This window comes from Candidatus Tectomicrobia bacterium, assembly GCA_016192135.1.
GTDB lineage: Bacteria > UBA8248 > UBA8248 > UBA8248 > UBA8248 > 2-12-FULL-69-37.
Map to the genome: position 1 here is coordinate 84266 of JACPUR010000001.1, position 18428 is coordinate 102693.

The following is an 18428-nucleotide window of genomic DNA, read 5'->3' on the forward strand; positions in this document are numbered from 1 at the left end:
GGAACCCGTCCGCGCGGTGAGCCATTGAGAAGGATTTTTCGGGGCATCGCGGCGGCGGTGGGCTCGCCCTATCACCGGCGGGAGGTGGGGAATTACGTCCGCTACGTCGTGAGGCGAGGTGTGCTCGCTGGGGCGGCGTGGCAGGCAATCCGGGGCGGCGTGATTCCGGGCGGCGTGGCTGAGCCGCCGGGTTTTCCGGCGCTCTCCTCTCTGGAGAGGGCTGGCGCGTGCGGGGTAATAGACTCGTCCGATAGGTTCCACGCATTGGGTTTCCTTCCCATCGGGAATGGGGGGGAAGATGCTCAGGAGCTCCCTCTGATAGGGAAGCCCCCCTGGGAGGGCTGGTTCGACGATCCCGAGGATCGGCTCCTGGCCCACCGGTTCGGCTGGGTCCTCCCGTTTCTGGCTGCGGGTGCATCCCCGGGGACAGTCGGCCGTCTCCTGGATCTGGCCGGGCGGTGGATCGAGGCATTCCCATCCGGTGACGGTGCGGAGGGTTGGGACAGTTACTCCGTCGCGGAGCGGACGGTCCACTGGATCTTCCTCCTCTCAGCGGCACGGGTGCGGGGTATTGATCGCGCCTCGACCCTGGCAGCGATGGTCGAGGAGAGTCTCCGGGCCCATCCAGGGTTTCTCCTCCACCACCTGGAACTCCGGGGTGCTTCGACCAACAACCACCTCATCAACGACGCCCGCGCCCTCTACCTCGCTGGCCTCTACTTGGGCGAGGGCCGGTTCGGGGACGTGGGGAGGGAGATCCTCCGCTACGGCGCGCGGGAGATGTTCGCCCCCTCGGGTTTTCTCCGGGAGGGCTCCACGCACTATCATGTTCTCCTTTGCCGGTCCTTCTTGGAGGTGCTTTGGGCCGCTCGGGCCAGCGGGGACCATGAGCTGTTTGAAGGACTCCGCGGCCGGGTCGAAGGGATGACGCGCTGCACGGGCTTCCTATGGGCGGGCGTGGACCTTCCCTTGATCGGCGACGTCTCACCCGATTTCCCTCCCGCATTTCATGCTGGTGTGCCCGCGCTGGGGGCGGAGCTGCTCGGCCTTGAGTCGATAGAGGGTCCGGCCAGTCCAGGCTGGCATTCTCTCTTCCCCGAAGGGAGGGCACGGGAGCGTATGGCCGACGAGGAAGATTGCCCGTCCCCGAAAGCCGGCCCGATTCAGGCTTTCTCGGACGCCGGATATTATCGCCTCGCGTGGAAGAAATGGCGTCTTTTCCTCTATGCGAACCCGCTTGGGCTCGTTCCTCCCTGGTCCCACGGCCACGCAGACCTTTTGGGTTTCCTCCTTTACTGGGAGGGGACGCCCCTGCTGGTTGATCCCGGGCGGGCCACTTACATCGACGGCCCGATTGGCCGCTACGGGCGGAGCGCCCGGGCCCATAATGGGCTCATGGTTGACGGGCTCGAGCCCTCCGTCGTCCATGCCCACAATGGTTACACACCCACGCTGCTCCCCGGCTATTACGACCACCCGGCCTCGGTCCTCCCGGAGGAGAAGGAAGATGGTGTCCGGGTGGTCGTCCGATGCCCGGGCTTCGGGCGTCTCGCCCCGGGGCTCTCGGTCACGCGCGTGCTCGGCCTGAGCGGCGCGGGCCTTCGGGTGGAGGACGAGATCACCGGTTCGGGTTGCCACCTCGTCGAGCGGTTCTTCCATTTCCATCCTGCGGTCGAGGTCTCGCGGGATGGCGGAGGGGTGCTGCGCTGTGCCGTGCCCGGAGGGGGGGCCTTTCGTCTCCGGGAGGAGGAGGCGGACAGCGGAGCAGTCGACACGAGGAAAGAGGGGAGCTTCTCCCTCCACCGAGGGGAGGCGGGGCACTCCCCCATGGGGTGGTTCAGTCCCCGCTACGGGGAGCTCCAGTCATCCTGGACGGTTGCGTGGCGCGGGCGGTTGAGCCTCCCCGATAGGCGGCGATTCGTCCTCGAGAAAATCGGGTAAGGAGAGCAGAGACAAGATGTGCGGCATCGCTGGCATCATCACCGAGAAGCTGTCCCCCTGGGCGCGCCGCGAGGCGGTCGAGCGCATGTGCGCCGCCATGGTGCACCGGGGCCCGGACGACGCCGGGGTGGAGGAATTCTCCTCCGCCTGCCTGGGTATGCGGCGGCTGAACATCATCGACACGAGCGCGCGGGGCCGGCAGCCGATGCCGAACGAGGACAAATCGGTCTGGGTGGTCCTGAACGGCGAGATATACAACTTCCAGTTCCTTCGATCCGAACTTGAGGGCCGGGGGCACGTCTTCCGCTCTGGCGCGGACACCGAGGTTATCCTTCACCTCTACGAGGAGATGGGAGAGGGCCTCTGCCGCCACCTGCGGGGCATGTTCGGGTTCGCCGTTTGGGATGGACCCTGTCGGCGTATGCTCTTCGCCCGCGACCGCCTGGGCATCAAGCCGTTCTACTACGCCGAGGTTCCAGGCGGGTGGGTTTTCGCCTCCGAGGTGGGCGCCCTCACCGCGAGCGGTCTCGTCGGGACCGAGCCCGACTACGCCGCCCTCGACCACTACCTCTCCTTCGGCTACGTGCCTCCGCCCCGAACCGCTCTCCGGGGCGTGCATGTGTTGCCTCCGGGCCACCTCGCCCGGATTCGGAATGGCCGCTTCTCCGTGGAGCAATGGTGGGACTTCCCAGAAGCGGGGGAGGGTCCGGATCCGGCGGACGACACCCCTGCCCGGCTCCGGAGTGTGCTCGAGGAGAGCGTCCGCCTGCATCGGATCAGCGACGTCCCCCTCGGGGCCTTCCTGAGCGGGGGGATCGACTCGACTGCCCTGGTCGGGCTGATGGCCCGGATGACGGAGCGGCCAGTCCGCACCTTCTCGGTCGGCTTCTCCGACGCTCCCGAGGGTTTCGACGAGAGGAGCTACGCTCGGGAGGCCGCCGCGGCCTTCGGGGCGGAGCACACCGAGGTCGTAATGAACGGAGCGGTTGTGCGGGAGGAGTTGCCTCGGATAATCCGCCATCTAGACCAGCCGAGCTTCGACGGGGTGAACACCTACCTCGTCTCGCGTGCCGCGCGCGAGGGAGGGGTGACGGTAGCCCTCTCGGGACTGGGCGGGGACGAAGTGTTCGGAGGCTACGACACCTACCAGATGATCCCCCGCTGGGCCAGCGCGGCGAGGATGTGGGGGCGGATCCCCTTGGCCCTTCGGCGGGCGCTGGGGCGGGCGCTCGGCGGGGGGGTAGCGAACGGCGTATCCGCGACGAGCGCCCGTGCCCGGAAGCTGGGGCGGCTACCCTGGGTGGACTCCCCACTGGGTCTTTACGCGCTCGCCCGCCTTACCCTCTGGCCCGCAGAGAAGGCGGCTCTGTACGGAGAGGACGGCCGCTCGCCGCTCGCGGAGGCTTCAGGCGCGGATAGCGTGCTGGACCTCTTGCCCGCACTGGCACGCGGTGGGGGCCGGCCCTGGACCATGGTGAGCCGCCTTGAGATGCAGATTTACATGTGCTGGCGGCTCCTGCGGGACACCGACGCGATGAGCATGGCCCACTCGCTGGAAGTCCGCGTCCCTCTCATCGACCACGAGGTGGTGGAATTCGTCTGCAGCCTTCCGGCGGGGTGGGAGCGGAGATGGGGCCACCCAAAGCGCCTCTTGACCGAGGCCCTGTCGGATCTCCTGCCACCGCGCATTGTGAGCCGTACGAAGCAGGGTTTCGCTTTTCCCATGGAGAAGTGGATGAAGGCCGAGCTCAGGGAGGTGGTGGAGGACGCCCTTTCGGTACAGTCAGTCCGTCGGCGGGGGTTCTTCTCGCCGCTCAAGGTGAGAGCACTGTACGAAGGTTTTCTGCGGGGCGAGTACGAGTACCCTGTGATCTGGCAGTTCGTCGTCCTGGAACTCTGGCTCCGCGATATGGAGAGCCGGCGGGCGGAACCATTTCGCGGCACGGTCTCGCCCGCCGGGCGGGAGAATCATCTTTGATTAGCGTTCTCATCACGGCCTACAATGCCGCGCCTTTCGTCGGCGAGGCGATCAATAGCATCCTTGCCCAGACCGCAGATGACCTCGAGTGCGTTGTCGTGGACGACGGCTCGACAGACGGCACCGTGCGGTCTGTACGCGCCGTAGAGGATCCCAGGGTACGCCTGATCGAAGGAGGGCGCCTGGGGCGCGGCCGCGCCCTCAACTTGGCTCTGGCGCGGAGCCGGGGGGACTTGGTGGCCATCCAGGACGCGGATGATCTCTCCCACCCGAGACGCCTCGAGATCGAGAAAGAAGCGCTCGCGAGGCGTCCTGATCTCGCCGGCGTCGGAGCAGGGCAGATGTTGACGAAGAGCGATCGGCCACCGTCCTGGCCCGCCTGGGAGGTTGGTTCAAGCCTCTTTTCCATGAAGGACATTACGCGAAAGCTGGTATTCCTGAATCCTGTCTCCCACACTACTCTCCTGCTCCGCCGGGACGCTTTAGAGGCTGTGAGGGGATATGACGAGAGCCGAAAGAGCCTGTACGACTGGGATATCCTCATTCGACTCGCGGTTGCGGGTCACAGGGTGGGGAGGTTATCCGTCCCGCTGGCCGCGAAACGGATTCACCGGGGCCAATTCTTTGAGGGAGGCGACCAGCTTGGATACATGGTCGACTGCCTCCATCTTCAGAGAAGGGCGGTGCGCCTTCTCGGACGGAGTCCCTTGCTTTGTGCCGTTTTTCCGCTCTTGTTTGCGTACCGGATGCTTCCCCGCCGCGTCCGGATCGGGGTCCGACAGGCGATTGTCCAGGTGGCCGGGCGGGCCGGCTGATGGCGAGCACGGGGAGGAAGAGAAGGGGTGTCCGGGTCGTTGCCCTCGATTTCGATGGAGTAATCCTCGAATCTAGTCGGATCAAGGCGGAGGCTTACGAAGCGCTCTTTCAGGGATTCACAAGTCACCAGGAGGCAATCCGGTCCTATCAGAGAGAGAATGGAGGCCTGCCCCGGAAGGTCCAGATCGCCCATGTCCACGGTGCCATCCTCGGACGCGCTCTCTCGGAAGTGGAGCTGGATGCCTGGTGCGGGCGGTACAGCTCCCTGGTTTTGGATCGTGTCATGCGTGCGCCCTTCGTCGCCGGAGCGCTGGAGTTTCTGCGGGAGCAGCGAAGCGGCTACCGTCTGCACCTTGCCTCTGCTACACCGGAGGAAGAGCTTCGGATGGTCGTCCGCGAGCGGGGTATTGCACCCTTCTTTCGGGATGTGCGCGGCGCGCCCCGGAGAAAAGCCGATATTCTGCGGGACATTTGCGGTAGCGAGGCGTGCGCGGAGGGAGATATGGTCTTTGTGGGGGATTCCCCCTCGGACAGGGAGGCGGCACAGGAAGCCGGTGTTCCCTTCATCGCGCGGTTGGGCGACGTTCCAGGTCTGGAGGATGTGCCCTGCTGGATTCGCGACCTCCGGGAACTCCCAGCTCGTTTGAAGGAGCTTTCTGCGGAGTGAGCATTCTTTTCGTCTTCGATGGGAGTTCATCGCCCGCGGTGGCGCTGCCTGCCCTCGGAAACGCCTCGGCCGTCACTCTGTTGCCCCTCACGGGAAACTGGCGTTCCATCCGGCAGGTTGAGGACGCCATGAAAAGCAGCGGCCATGAGGTTTGCACCCTGGACGCGGCTCGTCGCGTGGACGCGCAGGTGGAGAGGCTTTGCCGGGTGCTTCCTGATTGGGTCGGCCGGTGTGCAGGCTTGAAGATTAAGGGAAAATCCCTCGCCGAGTGGCTCGAGTTGCCCGATGGGGAGGGGAGCGCCTTTTGGCTAGGGCCTATGGCGGAGAAAAATCCCCTGAAGACGAATTCGTTTCTTCTGATGGCCCAAGCTCTCGCCGTTGAGGAAGAGCTTCGGGCCGGAAGATATGTAGCTTGCTTGGTTGCGCTTGATTCCCACCTCCTCCGGACCTCGGTCCGGACAGCGGCCGAATTGCAGGGAGTCCGTTTCGAGGCGATAGGCGGTCCCTCTCCTTTCAAAGCGGCACTGCGGCGATGGACGGCAGAGCGAGGGTTCCTCGCAGCGGGGGCTGGGCTATTGCAGATTCTCTGGCGCGCCCTTCTTGTCCGGTTCATCCTGCGCCGGAGGCGCCCTTCCCTCGGGCCGGGAGCGGAAGCTCTGATGGTGACGTATTTTCCCTACCTTGAGGTGAAAGCCGCTGCACGGGGAGAGTTCCGCAACAAGTATTTTCTGCCGCTCCAGGACCTGGCGCGCCAGGATGACATCTCTCTCGCCTGGCTCCTCATCTTCATCTATGTGGAAGGAGGGTCGTTTGCCGAGGCGGCGCGGACCGCCCGCCGACTGGCCGAGGGCGGTCTGCGGCTTGCGTTTCTTGAGGAATTCCTCGGTTTCCCGCAGATGCTCGCGCTCATCGGAACATGGATGGCTCGGCTGCGCCTGTATTTCCGCCTGTGTGCGCATTTTCCAGGTGCGTTGGCGGAAGCGCTGGAAGCGCCGGTTTGCGTTCCAATGGCGGAGAATTTGTTGCGCCGCACTTTCTATGGCCTGGAAGCCGTGCGCGGGCTCTTCGCCTACCACGCCTTCCGGGAGGCTCTTTCCTCTGCGGACTTGCCCACGGTCTGTATCTACCTGTACGAGATGCAGGGATGGGAGGCCGCCTTGAACGTCCAGGCCCGATCGGCTCGGCCTCCTGTCCGGACGATGGGCTACCAGCACACCTCGGTCGGACGGAACGACGTGTTCTACCGTCCCACGAAAGTGAAAGAGGTGGGAGCCTTCGGACCGCCCCTGCCGGAGAGGATCCTCAGCAACGGGAACTTCCCTTACTCCCTCCTGAAGGAATGGGGGTATCCGGATGTGGCCGTTGTCGAGTCCCTGCGACAGCTTCCCCTAGAGAAGCGGATGGCGGAAAGTCTCCCTCCCAGGGGAGAGCGGCCGGTCCTCTTGGTCGCGAGTTCCATAGAGCGGACGGAAACGGCGGCCCTGCTCTCCCTCATCGAGGAGGCGCGGCCGAGACTCGGGGCGTGGCGGATCGTCCTCAAGGGCCATCCTTCCATGCCCTTGGATTCGTTCCTCCGTGAGATGGGCGTGGATGCCGCTGGGGCGGGCTACGAAATCGGCCGGGGGGACATTTCGCGGTGGCTGCGGGAGGCGGACGTGGCTCTTGTCCCGACGAGCTCGGTGGCGGTCGAGGCGCTCGCCTACGGATGCGAAGTTTTTGTCCCCATCTTTGCCTCCGTGTTCGTCATGAATCCCTTGAGCGGGAATGAGGACTTGGGCTGGAAGGTCCATTCGCCTGATGAACTGGTCGCGGCCCTTGGAGAATTCCTGAAGAAAGGAGGGCGGAGAAGCCTGGAGGAGAAGCGCGCCTTCGTGCGCGATTATTGGTGCATCGATCCTGCGCTTTCCCGCTGGGAGCGGGTCCTCGAGGAAGAGGTCCGCGCGCCGCGGGAACGGGCGCGGCGGATTTCGGCGTAGGCGTCCGGGTCACCGCCTGGGAAATAGTGACAGGCAACGGAAAGGAAGGGTCAAAGATTCGCATGGCGACGAAAGAGAGACCGAACGTCATCCTGGTTATTCTTGACTCAGCCCGGAAGGACATGTTCGGCTGCTACGGCTCGGACCTGGGCCTGACTCCGAACATGGACGTCCTTTCGGAGAGGGGAACCCTCCTCCTCGACCACTACGCCGCCGCATGCGGCTCCGCGCCGGCTCACGTGAGCATCTTCACGGGCCACCACCCGGCACGTCACCGGATGCTCCATAACCTCTGCGAGATGAAGAGCGACCTCGTCTCCCTCTCGCTCCTGCTCCGGCGGCTCGGGTACAAGTGTTTCGGCCACGTCCGGGCGAGCTTCATCCCGCCTGCCGGATACGATGATCTCTTCGCCTTCCACGATATGTACTACCCTGGGCGGCTGAGCGCCGGCGGCGGCCGGAAGTCCCTGCGGGGCATCTTGCAAGACAACCTGCGCGCCTTTCCGAGGCTCTACCAGCTCTTGAAGGAGGGCTACGGGGCGATTGCGGGCAAGGCGGGCGAGGTTCGGGCCGCTGCGGCTCTTGTGGACGGTATCGACTCTGTCAGGTACCTTCTTGGCCGCATCGAGGCGAACCGGGGAGAGCCGGTTTTCGCCTACACCACGCTCCTCCACCCGCACACGCCCTACTATCCTCCCAAGCCCTTTCTCGATCGGGTCTTCAACGGGGCGCGCCCGCATCCGGTCTCCTATGAGATTCAGCGGAACGTCAACGCTTTCGCCAACGGCGACTTCGGCCCCGCTGTGGAAGCCATGGAATCGGTGCGCAAGTGCTACCAAGCCGACCTCCTCTATGGCGACCACCTGGTGGGAGAGCTTGTCCGGGGGCTGGAGCGTATGGGATTGCTCGATGAGAGCATCCTTGTCGTGACCTCCGACCACGGGGAGCTCCTGGGCGAGCACGGCCTCATCAACCATGGGGCAACTGTCTGGGAGGAACTCTTCGCAACCCCCTGCATCCTCCATTGCCCAGCTCGGATCGGCGCGGGGGTGAAGGTTTCCCGCCTGACCTCCGCCCTCGACATCGTGCCCACAATCTTCGATTTGCTCGGCGAAGAAGGGTGGCTGGCGGAACAGACGCCGCTCGACGGCGAGTCGATGCTCTCTGCCGGTTCGGATGGGGCGGAGCGGTGCCTCATCGTGGATTCCCCGCCTGCCGTCCTACCCGAGCGATTGAAAGCTTACCCGAACCATCTGTTTCGTATGAGCATCATCCGCCGGGCGGCTCGAACTTCCTCATACAAGTACATCTGGCAGTCGGACGGCGACCACCGGCTCTATCGAAGAGGGGAGGCCGAGACGAGCGACAACAGCCTCCACGCCTCGCGGCCCGAGATGGCCTCCGAGCTCCACGCAAGGATGGTGCGCTTTTACGAGTCGCTCGACCCCGGTTTTGTGGTCGACCGCTACCCGATTGCCCTCAGCAAGAAAGTGGGGGAGAAAATGACCGACCCGGCCATCCGCCGGGAACTCCAGCGGCTCGGCTATCTTTGACAGCCTTTGCGGGGTGGAATTCGCGGTGAAAGAATACGATATCCGGCCCAAGGCGGTCTTCGACGAGTTCCTCGATATCTCCCGCCGCGAGGCAGAGCGGCTGTTCCGCGACAAGTCGTTCTTTGTGGAGATCCCTTGTCCGGCCTGCGACTCTTCCCGCTGCGAGCATGCGTTCGACAAGTATGGATTCACCTACCTTACCTGCCTGGGTTGCGGGTCCCTCTACCTTAGCCCACGCCCCTCCTACGAAAGGCTCGACGCGTACTATCGTGACTCCCAGGCCGTCGAGCATTGGGCCGAGGTCTTCTACAAGGAGACGGAGCGCGCGCGGCGGGCCCAGATTGTCCGGCCCCGCGCTCTCCTGGTGAAGGAGTGGGCGGAGAAGCTGTGCCTCCGCGGGACATTCGCCGATGTGGGCTCTGGCTTTGGCGTCCTGCTCGAGGAAATCCGCGACCTCGGTATGTTCGATCGGATCGTGGGCGTCGAGCCCTCGGCTGCCCTCGCCGAGATCTGCCGCGGGCGGGGGTTCGAAGTCGTCGAGAAGAAGATGGAGGAGATCGTCCCTGGGGAGATCGGAGCGGTCTTCGCTACCAACTTCGAGGTCATCGAGCATGTTTTCAACCCGTACGAGTTCCTGGAGGCTCTCGGGCGAGCGCTCGTCCCCGGGGGGGTGGTCCTGTTCACCACATTGGTGGTTTCGGGGTTCGACCTTCAGGAGTTGTGGTCGGCTTCGAAGTCCATTTGCCCGCCGCTTCATGTAAACCTGATGTCCACTGTCGGGATCGAGGCACTGCTCGGGCGATGCGGGATGGAACCGCTCGAGCTCAGCACGCCAGGGCGACTCGATGTGGATATACTGCGGAACGCTCTGGCGGAATGCCCCGGCGTGGCGGTGTCCCGTTTCGCCCGCGCGGTGGCCAGCGCGCCCGAGGCGACCCGGGCCGCCTTTCAGGCGTTCTTGCAGGAAAACCGCTTGAGTTCGCACGTGCGAGTGGTGGCGCGCGTTCGGTAAGAGGGTGGGAGAAAGATATGGGACGCTATTTGGTGACGGGTGGGGCGGGGTTCATCGGCTCCCAGATGGCCGAGCGCCTGGTAGCGCGTGGCGACTCTGTCCTCGTGATGGACGATCTGGCCAGTGGGCACCGGAGGGCGGTCCCAGAGGGAGCGGAGTTCCTCGAGGCGAGCGTCGCAGACCCGGGAAGCTACAGCCGGATCGACGCGAAGGGAATTGATGCCGTCATGCACCTTGGGGGGCAGTCTTCCGGAGAGGTCTCGCACGAGGATCCTCTTCTCGATTTCGACGTGAACGCGCGGGGCACGTTCCTCCTGCTCCGATGGTGCGAGCTCCACGGGATCAGGCGCGTCCTTTTCCCCAGCTCCCAGACGGTCTACGGCCCCTCGGTCGGTCCGCTTGCAGAGGACGCCCCAAAGGATTTCCATTCTTTTTACGGAGCCTCCAAATCGGCGGCGGAGGGGTATCTGAACCTGTTCGGCCGGCGCGGAGGCGCCCCGACCATTTTCCGCCTCTTCAACGTGTACGGGCCCGGCCAGAACCTGGCGAACCTCAAGCAGGGGATGGTGAGCATCTATCTCGCCTTCCTGCTGAAGGGGGAACCCATCCTCGTGAAGGGGTCTCTGGAGCGGTTCCGCGATTTCGTCTACGTCGACGATGTGGTGGACGCCTGGCTGAAGGCTCTGGAGGCCCCTGCTTCCGGCGGGCGGACTTATAACATCGGCTCAGGCCGCAAGACGAGCGTCCGCGAATTGCTCGATGGGCTGACCGACGCGTATGGCTGCGCTCCCGGGACGTATCCCATCGTCCAGGCGGAGGGGACGCCTGGAGACATTGCGGGGAACTTCGCCGATATCTCCAGGGCCCGGCGGGAGCTCGACTGGGAGCCGCGGGTGGATCTCTCCGAGGGGCTGCGGCGGATGGTCGTCTGGGCGCGGGGGGCGGGGAAGGTTTCCGTAGCGGCTTCGGAGGGAGGGAAATGAGCGGCGGGCCCGAGCGGTGTTATCTATGTGGGGGAAGGGAGTTCGAGATCGCGGCGACGCAGCTTCGCTACGAGAGGGATCAAGTCGGTTATCGGTGCCGCTCTTGCTCCCTCGTTTTCCTTCACCCGCCAATGACGCCTGAGGAAGAGAGGCGCTTCTACGAGGAAGAATACGGAATTATCTATAGCGCCGAGAAAAGCACCACCCCGCGGGACCTCTTCCAGGCGCGGCAAGGGGACGCCCGCATGTACCTCGACTGGGTTGAAAGCTACCTCAAGCCCGCCGACGCGTGCCTGGAGGTAGGGTGCGCTTCGGGATATTTCCTCGACCAGCTCCGCGGGCGGGTCTCCTCAGTGGCAGGGATAGAGACACACCTTGAGCTCCGGCGCTACTGTGAGGAGATGGGCATTTCCATGATCTCTTCCCTCGAGGCATGCGAGGCGGCCTCGATGGACCGCCTGTTCGCGTTCTTCGTCCTCGAGCACTTGGGGGATCCGCGGGAGTTCCTTGACTCGGCCCGGCGGGCCTGCCGGCGCGGAGGAAATATCTTCCTGGTTGTCCCGAACGTGGATGACGTCCTCCTTTCGGTGTACGACATTCCTGCATTCCGGGATTTCTACTTCACCCCGGCTCATCAATTCTATTACTCGCAGAAAACCCTAGACCGTCTCTTTCGGGAAGCTGGTTTTTCCCGATGGGAGATCCATCCCAAACAGCGCTACGATCTGTCCAACCACATGCACTGGATGATGGCGGGGAGGCCTGGCGGGATGGGACGGTACAACCGCATTTTTAGCCCGGCGCTCAACGAGACCTACGCCGAAGATCTAAAAGCCAAGTTTCTCTGCGACACCTTGTTTGCAGTCGTCTTCGTCGACTAGCCGATGGACAAGCTTCGAGCGGGGATCGTCGGCTTCGGCGGGATGGGGCAGCGGCATTACCGTGCCTACCAGGGCACGGGCTGTGAGGTAGTGGCCATCTGCGAGTTCGTGCTCGAGCGGGTCGTGGGGTACCTCCCAGATTTCCCGAGGAACCGGATCTATTCGCATTACGCGGACCTGCTCAGGAACGAAAAGCTCGATATGCTGAGTGTCGTCTCAAACGGACCCACGCACGCCGAAATCACTGCCGCCGCCGTCCAGGCGGGCATCGGCCGGGTGTTCTGCGAGAAACCGGTCGCAACGAATTTGAAGGAGGCGGAAAGGCTGGCCGAAACCATCCGGCACTATGGCGCGCGCGTGGCGGTGAACCACCTCCGGCGATGGAGCGGCGCGTACCGGAGGATCAAGGCCCTCATCCGGGAGGGAGTCATCGGCGAGTTGCGCCACATTTACTTCCAATGCGGCAGCACGGGGCTCGGGAACTTCGTGATCCACGCCTTCGACCTCATGCGGTTCCTCTCCGACTCGGAGGCAGGCTGGGCCATCGGGATGCTGGACAAGACCGGGACCCCAAACCCCCGCGGGCTCCAGTTCCGCGATCCAGCCGGGTACGGAATGGTCGTATTCCGGAACGGGCTTCGCTGCTTCGTGGACTCGAGCGAGGATACCGGAATCCCATACCTCTACGTTCTAGCCGGCACCTACGGGAGAATCGTCATCGACGAGCTGGCCGGCTCTTGGCAGGTCTTCACGCGGCCGCCCGAGATGCGCGCGGAGAAGCTGACCCGCTATGGGACACCGCTCGCCCCCGTTCCCTTCGGCGGTGGTGTATACGACATTGTGGAGTTGACGCATAACGGTCTCGTGGAGCTGGTGGGCGACGGGCCCCTGAGCTGCACCGTGGAGGACGGCATCCGGTCACTCGAAATCGTGATGGCGTTCCACGAATCGGAGGCGCGGGGGAACGCCCGGGTGGAACTCCCCCTGAGCGGGGCTGCCCGGGAGCGCGTGGTGGAAATCGCCTGAGCATGAGCGACCTGAGCGGAAAGCGCGTGCTAGTGACCGGCGGGGGCACCGGGATCGGGGCGAGCATCGTCGAGGTGTTCGCCGAGGCGGGAGCCGGGGTGGGGCTCCACCACTGGAGGAGCGAGGCGGGGGCGCGTGCCCTCGCCGAGCGGCTCTGGGCCAGGGGTGTGGAGATCCACCTCTTCCGGGCGGACCTGCTGGATCCCATCGCCCGCGACGGGCTGGTGCCGGAGTTCTTGGCCCGGTTCGGAGGGATCGACGTCCTCGTGAACAACGCCGGCGCGCCTCTTGCGTTGGCCCATTACTTGGAGCTGGGACCAGAGTCATGGCGCCGGGAATTCGCACTGAACGTGGACGCTCCTTTCTTCCTCGCCCAGGCGGCGATGCGGAGCATGCGGGAAAACGGCGGGGGGCGCATCGTCAACATCAGCTCGATTGGGGTGAAGTACGCCGGCTCCGCGCAGACCCTCGCGTACAGCGCGGCGAAGGCGGCCCTCGAGGCCGTTACGCGCGCCCTGGCGAAGCTGGGCGCGGAGCACAACATCCTCGTGAACGCGATCCGTCCCGGGGTAGTGGGAGCGACGCTGCAACGGATGATGCCCAGCGAGGAGTTCAACCGCCGGGTGGGCCTCATCCCCCTGAAGCGAGCAGGCGATCCGCGGGAGGTTGCGGAGATGGTCCGCTATCTGGCCTCGGACGCTGCCGCGTTCATCACGGGGCAGATCATCGCCGTCGCGGGGGGGGATTAATCTCCACACCGCAGTGCTCGCATCACAAATTCCATTCAGGGGCGATCGGGGTTCCTGGAAACATCCGGGAGGAGGGTGGCTTTTAGATCCTTAAGCATTTCGAGGAATCTGCGCGATACCTGCTCCCGAAGCACCCCTCATTTGGGGAGATGTCATGATTCAGGAACGCAGAGGTCCGTGCGGTGCTTGACTCTCCATTCATTCTGCGGATCGGAATTTCACCCTGGCTTATTCCGCGCCTCCCGTCTGGGAATTGCGGAGGATTGTGCCGATCCGCCTTTAGTGGAATGGTTTTCCTGAGCTTTTTGACCCTGTGTTGTTCGGTGGCAAAAGGGTCCTTCATCGATTGTCGAAGTCCGAAATTCCTGGGAGACGAACCGTGATTCTTGGGTTTCTTCCGCCGCTCGCCGTCCTCGCCGGGCTCGGAGTGGGCGCCTACAGTCTCCACGCGGGGTTGCTCATCCTGGTCTTTTTCGGGCCCTTCTTCACGTTGCTGCACGAGATGTCCTCCGGCAGCGCTTTGTACTTCCTCTGGCCGTTCGCCCTGTGTGGGGTGATGGCGGTGTCCATCCTCTGCCGGGAATCCGCACAGTGGGTCCGTGAGCACGACGGGCGCGCCTGGGGGCGCTACCTGGTGGTTTCCGGCCTGCTCGCAGCAGGAGTTGCTCTGGCGGCGGGGTGGGCCTCGGGGTTATTCGCCTCGCTTTTGTTCGACACAGGGCTCCAGGGCTTCGGCGCATTCCTGTCTAACCGCACCCTCCTCGCCGTCAGTCTCCCCGCCCTCGGCGTCCTTCTGGCGTTTTTGGGGTTCTACTTCCGTGCGATGAGGCGCAGGGAGGGCAGGGTCCGCTTTCTTGACATCGTTGTGGCAGGGCTACTGATCTATGGCGTCTTTCAGGTGGGGAACACAGCGTTTCGGTCGGGTTACCTGTTCTCGGGCCTGCAGGGTTTCCGCTATTACTTCTTCATGGTCATCGTCTATTTCCTCGCCCGCTACTCCATTCGGACCGACGCGGAGGCGAGGCGGATCCTGATCGCTTTCGGGTTCGCGACACTCGCGGGTGCGGCCCAGATGCTGACGGAGAGCTATTTGCTGAACGTAGCCAAGGTTCCTCATCAGCAACTTCCCTGGGTGGGCCACCTGACCAAGAACTGGGAATTCGAACCCGATTGCGGCCGGCCGTTCATAACCGGATGCGCGCCGCTCGGCCCTATGTACATGACGCACATCAGCGGCCTGCTCGGCCTCATGGGGGCGGTCCTATGGCTTCCTGGGTTCCTTGCGGCGAGGCGGTGGAACGAGGGTTTGGGCCGCCTCGCCCTGGCCGCCTTCCTCCTCCTCGCGGCGTTTTGGACCTCGCGGACGGTCTTGCTGCTCCTGTTCGTCTCGTTCGGCCTTGCGGCATTCCTCGTTCGGTCATCCTGGGTGAAGGCGCTCTCGGGCGCCGCCGGTCTCGTGGTCTTTCTTGTCTTCGCCTCCCAATTCCTGATTCCGGGACTCCGGTATGATTTCTTCACGACAGTTTATAACATTCCGACCCGAACGATCCCGGACCTCCTGCGAGCGGCTCGCGTCGATGTAAGCCAGATGGCGGGCAAGCTCCCCAAAAACACTCATCAGATCCGGGACTCGCGGCTGAAAGGCTGGGAGGTGAGAGACGATAAACTGCCCGAGGCCCGGGTGAAGCGCTCGGATGGCATTATCCGGAAGGTGGACAAGGGGGGGATGAAGGGCGGGTGGGCCGTGGAGGTCATTCCACCGCTCGGTGGCATAGTTTACTTCCAGTTCTTCCATCCGAGCCCGAACTTGCTCAGAGGCCAGAATATCACCATCGGCGCGTGGCTGAGAGGTCCCGCTCCGAACTTCATGCGCCTCACCGTCAAGGACAATTTGGTCGTGGGAGGCTCGGCTGAATACTCGGGATCGGGAGATTGGGAGTTCATCATTTTGCGTCACACAGTCGGTAAAATGAGCGACTTTTTGCAGATCGAACTGGTCGCAAAGGATGTGGGAAAGCCGAATTTAAAGGGACTCGTTGACGGTATTTACCTGGTCACCGGCGGGGAGGTCCAAGACCTGATGGGCAAGCCGGAGAACTTCCCCTGGGAGAAGTTCCTCGGTTTGCATCGGGAGGGAAAAGAGAAGAAGGTTGTAGAAGGTTTGAAGCCCGAAGAAACGAAAGAAAGAAAGGTCGTCGACCTCCAGGGTGTGCTGGCCACGCGGAAGGCAACGCTCTACCGGCTCCATCATTATCTTCTCGGACGGGGGGCGTCGTTTGGCGCCTGGGACACCTTGTTCTTTCCCAAGGGGAGGGAGGCCGCGGATTCTTTCCAAGCGGTGAGCTACAGCGACGTGGAACTCCTTCCTTACTTCGAGCAGTTCGGCGCAGTAGGGCTCGCCCTTTTCTTGATTTCCGGCCTTCTGCCTTTCGGGATGGGATTGCGGCTGAGTTGGCGCGCGCCCGGCCCCCCGGAGCGGGCGATGCGGGCGACCCTCACCCTCATCGTGTTCCTGGGATACGCCGCCATGATTCACCTTTCCTCAATGTCCCGGGTCGGAGTCACCAGCATAGTGTACATGGCTATGGCAATCCTTGTGCTCAAGGAGGGGAAGCGGGCGGACGCCTGATGGTGTCCCCAAAGCGAGAGCCGTAGGGTCGAACCCATCGATTGCGCGCTTGGTGCTGTTTCATCCGCACGTGAGGGGAACTCAAAATGGCTCGGCGGGTGCTCATCACGGGTGCTACGGGTTTCATCGGCAAGGCGCTGGCGCCAAGGCTTCTCGCGCGGGGGTATTGCGTGGCGGGCCTGGGGCGCCGCGCGCCCGGCCCGGAATGGGATGCCGGCGCGGAGTACTATGAGTGCGATCTGAGCGGAGCCGCCCGTGATGTGGCCAGAGTCGTCTGGGATTTCTCGCCGGAGGCTGTCGTGCACCTCGCCGCAAACGTACCCGCACATGGGTCGGCCGAGGGGTGGGACCTGCTGAAGGCGGCTGCCTGGGCGGCCCGGAACCTTTTTGCAGCTTGTGGCCGGGTGCCTCGTCTGCCAAAGGTCATCGTGGCTTCCTCGAGCGCGGTCTACGGGGCATGCCTGCCCGGCGAGGCCATCTCCGAGCGGAGGCCCTTGTCCCCCGCCAGCCTGTATGGGGTGAGCAAAGCCCTCGTGGAGATGCTCTCGATCCGGGCGGAGAAGACAGCCGGCATCCCTGTGGTCCGTGTCCGCCTGTTCAACGTCATCGGACCTGGGCAAAGAGGAGAGCATGTCGCCTCCGCCTTCGCCAAGCAAATCGCCTTGCTGGCGGCCGGCCCTGGGGAGGGGGAGGTCTTGGTCGGCAACCTCGATTCCTGGCGCGATTTTGTGGACGTCCGTGACGTGGCCGATGCCTTCGGGATCCTTGTCGAGAGGGGCCGCCGCCGGTCCGTGTACAACATCTGTTCGGGCCGGGCGACGCGGATAGGGAAGGTCCTCCATCTCCTGATCGCCTCGGCGGGGCTCAATGGTAAGGTCCGCGTGCGGGAGCGGGAACCCCTTCCGGAGCTCGTTCCCTATCAATGTGGAGATATGGGAAAACTAAGGAGGGCCGGGTGGCGTCCGCGAATTTCCCTCCGATCGACGTTGGCCGATCTCCTTGCGGAGTTCACCGCTGAGCAGAAGAGGAAATGAATGACATGATCGGCGAACCGATCAGGGTCATGCACGTGACGAGCCGCCTGAACGTGGGCGGGCTCGCCCAGATGGTGCTCACCCTGTGCCGCGAGATGGAGAGCATGGGATTCAACTGCTGGATAGTGACCGGGACTCCGGGCCCGGCGGAAGGAGAGATGCTCGACTTCATGCCCGCTCCACGTCACCTTGTGCGAATTCCTGAGATGGGCCGATCAGTCCGCCCTATCGCCGACTTGATTGCTCTCTGGAAGCTCTACCACCTCTTCCGACGACTCCGGCCCGACATCGTGCACACGCACGCCTCCAAGGCGGGGACCCTCGGGCGCCTTGCCGCTTTCCTCGCCCGGGTTCCAATCCGGATCCACAGCAACCACGGCCATGTGTTTGAAGCGTTTTTCAGCCGTGTGGTTTCCGCTGTGGTCGTCGCCATCGAATGGGCGCTTGGGCGCCTGACTACCATGATGACGTTGCCATGCGAAACCATGCAGCGAGAGATGGTTGAGGTCTTTCATCTCATGCCTCCTGAGCGGACTCGGGTCGTCCCGTATGGCATCCCGGTGGAAACCTTCATCGAACTCCCGCCCCGAGAGGGCCTTCGGGCGCGCTTTGGACTTGCGGAGAAAGCCGTGGTGATTGGTTCGATCGGGCGGATGACAGAGGTGAAGAACCAAGTCCTCCTGCTCCACGCATTCTCTCGGATGGAGAAGGAGACGGATAGGTTTTCGACCCAGCTTCTTTTCGTAGGAGGCGGCGAGCTGCAGGGGGATCTCCAAGAGCTTGTACGAGACCTCGGTCTTTGCGAGAGGGTCCGCTTTCATCCCTGGGTCGAAGATCTCCGGGACGCCTACGCTGCGATCGATATCCTGGCCCTCACCTCGCGCAACGAGGGAGTCCCCATAGCGGTCCTCGAAGCGATGGCTTCGGGGGTGCCTGTGGTCTCCACCGCGGTCGGCGGTCTTAGGGACATTATTCGGGACGGGGAGACGGGGATTCTGGTGCATGAGCAGGAACCAAGCGCCTATGCCCGGGGGCTTCAGCTCTTGGTCGGGGATTCCGCCCTCCGGGAAAGGATCGCCCGGCAGGCCCGCGCCTACGTCCGGAAGGCCCACTCGAAGGAACGATTCGTTTCTGACTATGCCAACCTGTATCTGTCCCTTTCCGGACGCTTTGTGTGATCTAG

14 protein-coding genes are annotated in these 18428 nt (G+C 63.7%); all 14 read left to right on the top strand.

Annotation, left to right across the window (positions count from 1 at the left end):
- The first annotated feature begins 24 nt into the window (after window positions 1-24).
- The 14 genes from HYZ11_00350 to HYZ11_00415 all read left to right on the top strand — a co-directional run bounded on the left by HYZ11_00350 (window position 25) and on the right by HYZ11_00415 (window position 18423).
- Window positions 25-1941, top strand: a complete 1917-nt coding sequence (locus HYZ11_00350) for an alginate lyase family protein (protein MBI3126038.1) — start codon at window positions 25-27, stop codon at window positions 1939-1941.
- Window positions 1942-1957: 16 nt separating this feature from the next.
- A complete protein-coding gene (asnB, locus tag HYZ11_00355) occupies window positions 1958-3919 on the top strand; it encodes an asparagine synthase (glutamine-hydrolyzing) (GenBank protein MBI3126039.1) in 1962 nt (653 codons plus the stop codon).
- Window positions 3916-4734: a glycosyltransferase family 2 protein gene (locus HYZ11_00360; GenBank protein ID MBI3126040.1), complete on the top strand. Its 819-nt coding sequence runs from the start codon at window positions 3916-3918 to the stop codon at window positions 4732-4734. Before asnB ends, HYZ11_00360 begins: the two co-directional genes overlap by 4 nt.
- The gene (locus HYZ11_00365) at window positions 4734-5402 is read left to right on the top strand and encodes an HAD family hydrolase (protein ID MBI3126041.1); all 669 of its coding nucleotides are present in this window, start codon (window positions 4734-4736) and stop codon (window positions 5400-5402) included. Before HYZ11_00360 ends, HYZ11_00365 begins: the two co-directional genes overlap by 1 nt.
- Entirely contained in the window at window positions 5399-7378 is a 1980-nt protein-coding gene (locus HYZ11_00370) for a hypothetical protein (GenBank protein MBI3126042.1), read from the top strand. Before HYZ11_00365 ends, HYZ11_00370 begins: the two co-directional genes overlap by 4 nt.
- 62 nt (window positions 7379-7440) lie before the next feature.
- Window positions 7441-8931, top strand: coding sequence for a sulfatase-like hydrolase/transferase (locus tag HYZ11_00375; protein MBI3126043.1), 1491 nt, complete (start codon window positions 7441-7443; stop codon window positions 8929-8931).
- A gap of 25 nt (window positions 8932-8956) precedes the next feature.
- Window positions 8957-9943, top strand: coding sequence for a class I SAM-dependent methyltransferase (locus HYZ11_00380; protein ID MBI3126044.1), 987 nt, complete (start codon window positions 8957-8959; stop codon window positions 9941-9943).
- Window positions 9944-9960: 17 nt separating this feature from the next.
- Window positions 9961-10926, top strand: a complete 966-nt coding sequence (locus tag HYZ11_00385; GenBank protein ID MBI3126045.1) for an NAD-dependent epimerase/dehydratase family protein — start codon at window positions 9961-9963, stop codon at window positions 10924-10926.
- Window positions 10923-11807: a class I SAM-dependent methyltransferase gene (locus HYZ11_00390; protein MBI3126046.1), complete on the top strand. Its 885-nt coding sequence runs from the start codon at window positions 10923-10925 to the stop codon at window positions 11805-11807. Before HYZ11_00385 ends, HYZ11_00390 begins: the two co-directional genes overlap by 4 nt.
- 3 nt (window positions 11808-11810) lie before the next feature.
- A complete protein-coding gene (locus HYZ11_00395) occupies window positions 11811-12833 on the top strand; it encodes a Gfo/Idh/MocA family oxidoreductase (protein ID MBI3126047.1) in 1023 nt (340 codons plus the stop codon).
- A gap of 2 nt (window positions 12834-12835) precedes the next feature.
- Window positions 12836-13582, top strand: coding sequence for an SDR family oxidoreductase (locus HYZ11_00400; GenBank protein MBI3126048.1), 747 nt, complete (start codon window positions 12836-12838; stop codon window positions 13580-13582).
- 379 nt (window positions 13583-13961) lie between these two features.
- On the top strand, window positions 13962-16211 hold the full coding sequence (locus HYZ11_00405) for a hypothetical protein (GenBank protein ID MBI3126049.1): 2250 nt from the start codon (window positions 13962-13964) through the stop codon (window positions 16209-16211).
- Window positions 16212-16297: 86 nt separating this feature from the next.
- Window positions 16298-17245: an NAD-dependent epimerase/dehydratase family protein gene (locus HYZ11_00410; protein MBI3126050.1), complete on the top strand. Its 948-nt coding sequence runs from the start codon at window positions 16298-16300 to the stop codon at window positions 17243-17245.
- A gap of 5 nt (window positions 17246-17250) precedes the next feature.
- Window positions 17251-18423: a glycosyltransferase gene (locus HYZ11_00415; protein ID MBI3126051.1), complete on the top strand. Its 1173-nt coding sequence runs from the start codon at window positions 17251-17253 to the stop codon at window positions 18421-18423.
- Window positions 18424-18428: the final 5 nt, after the last annotated feature.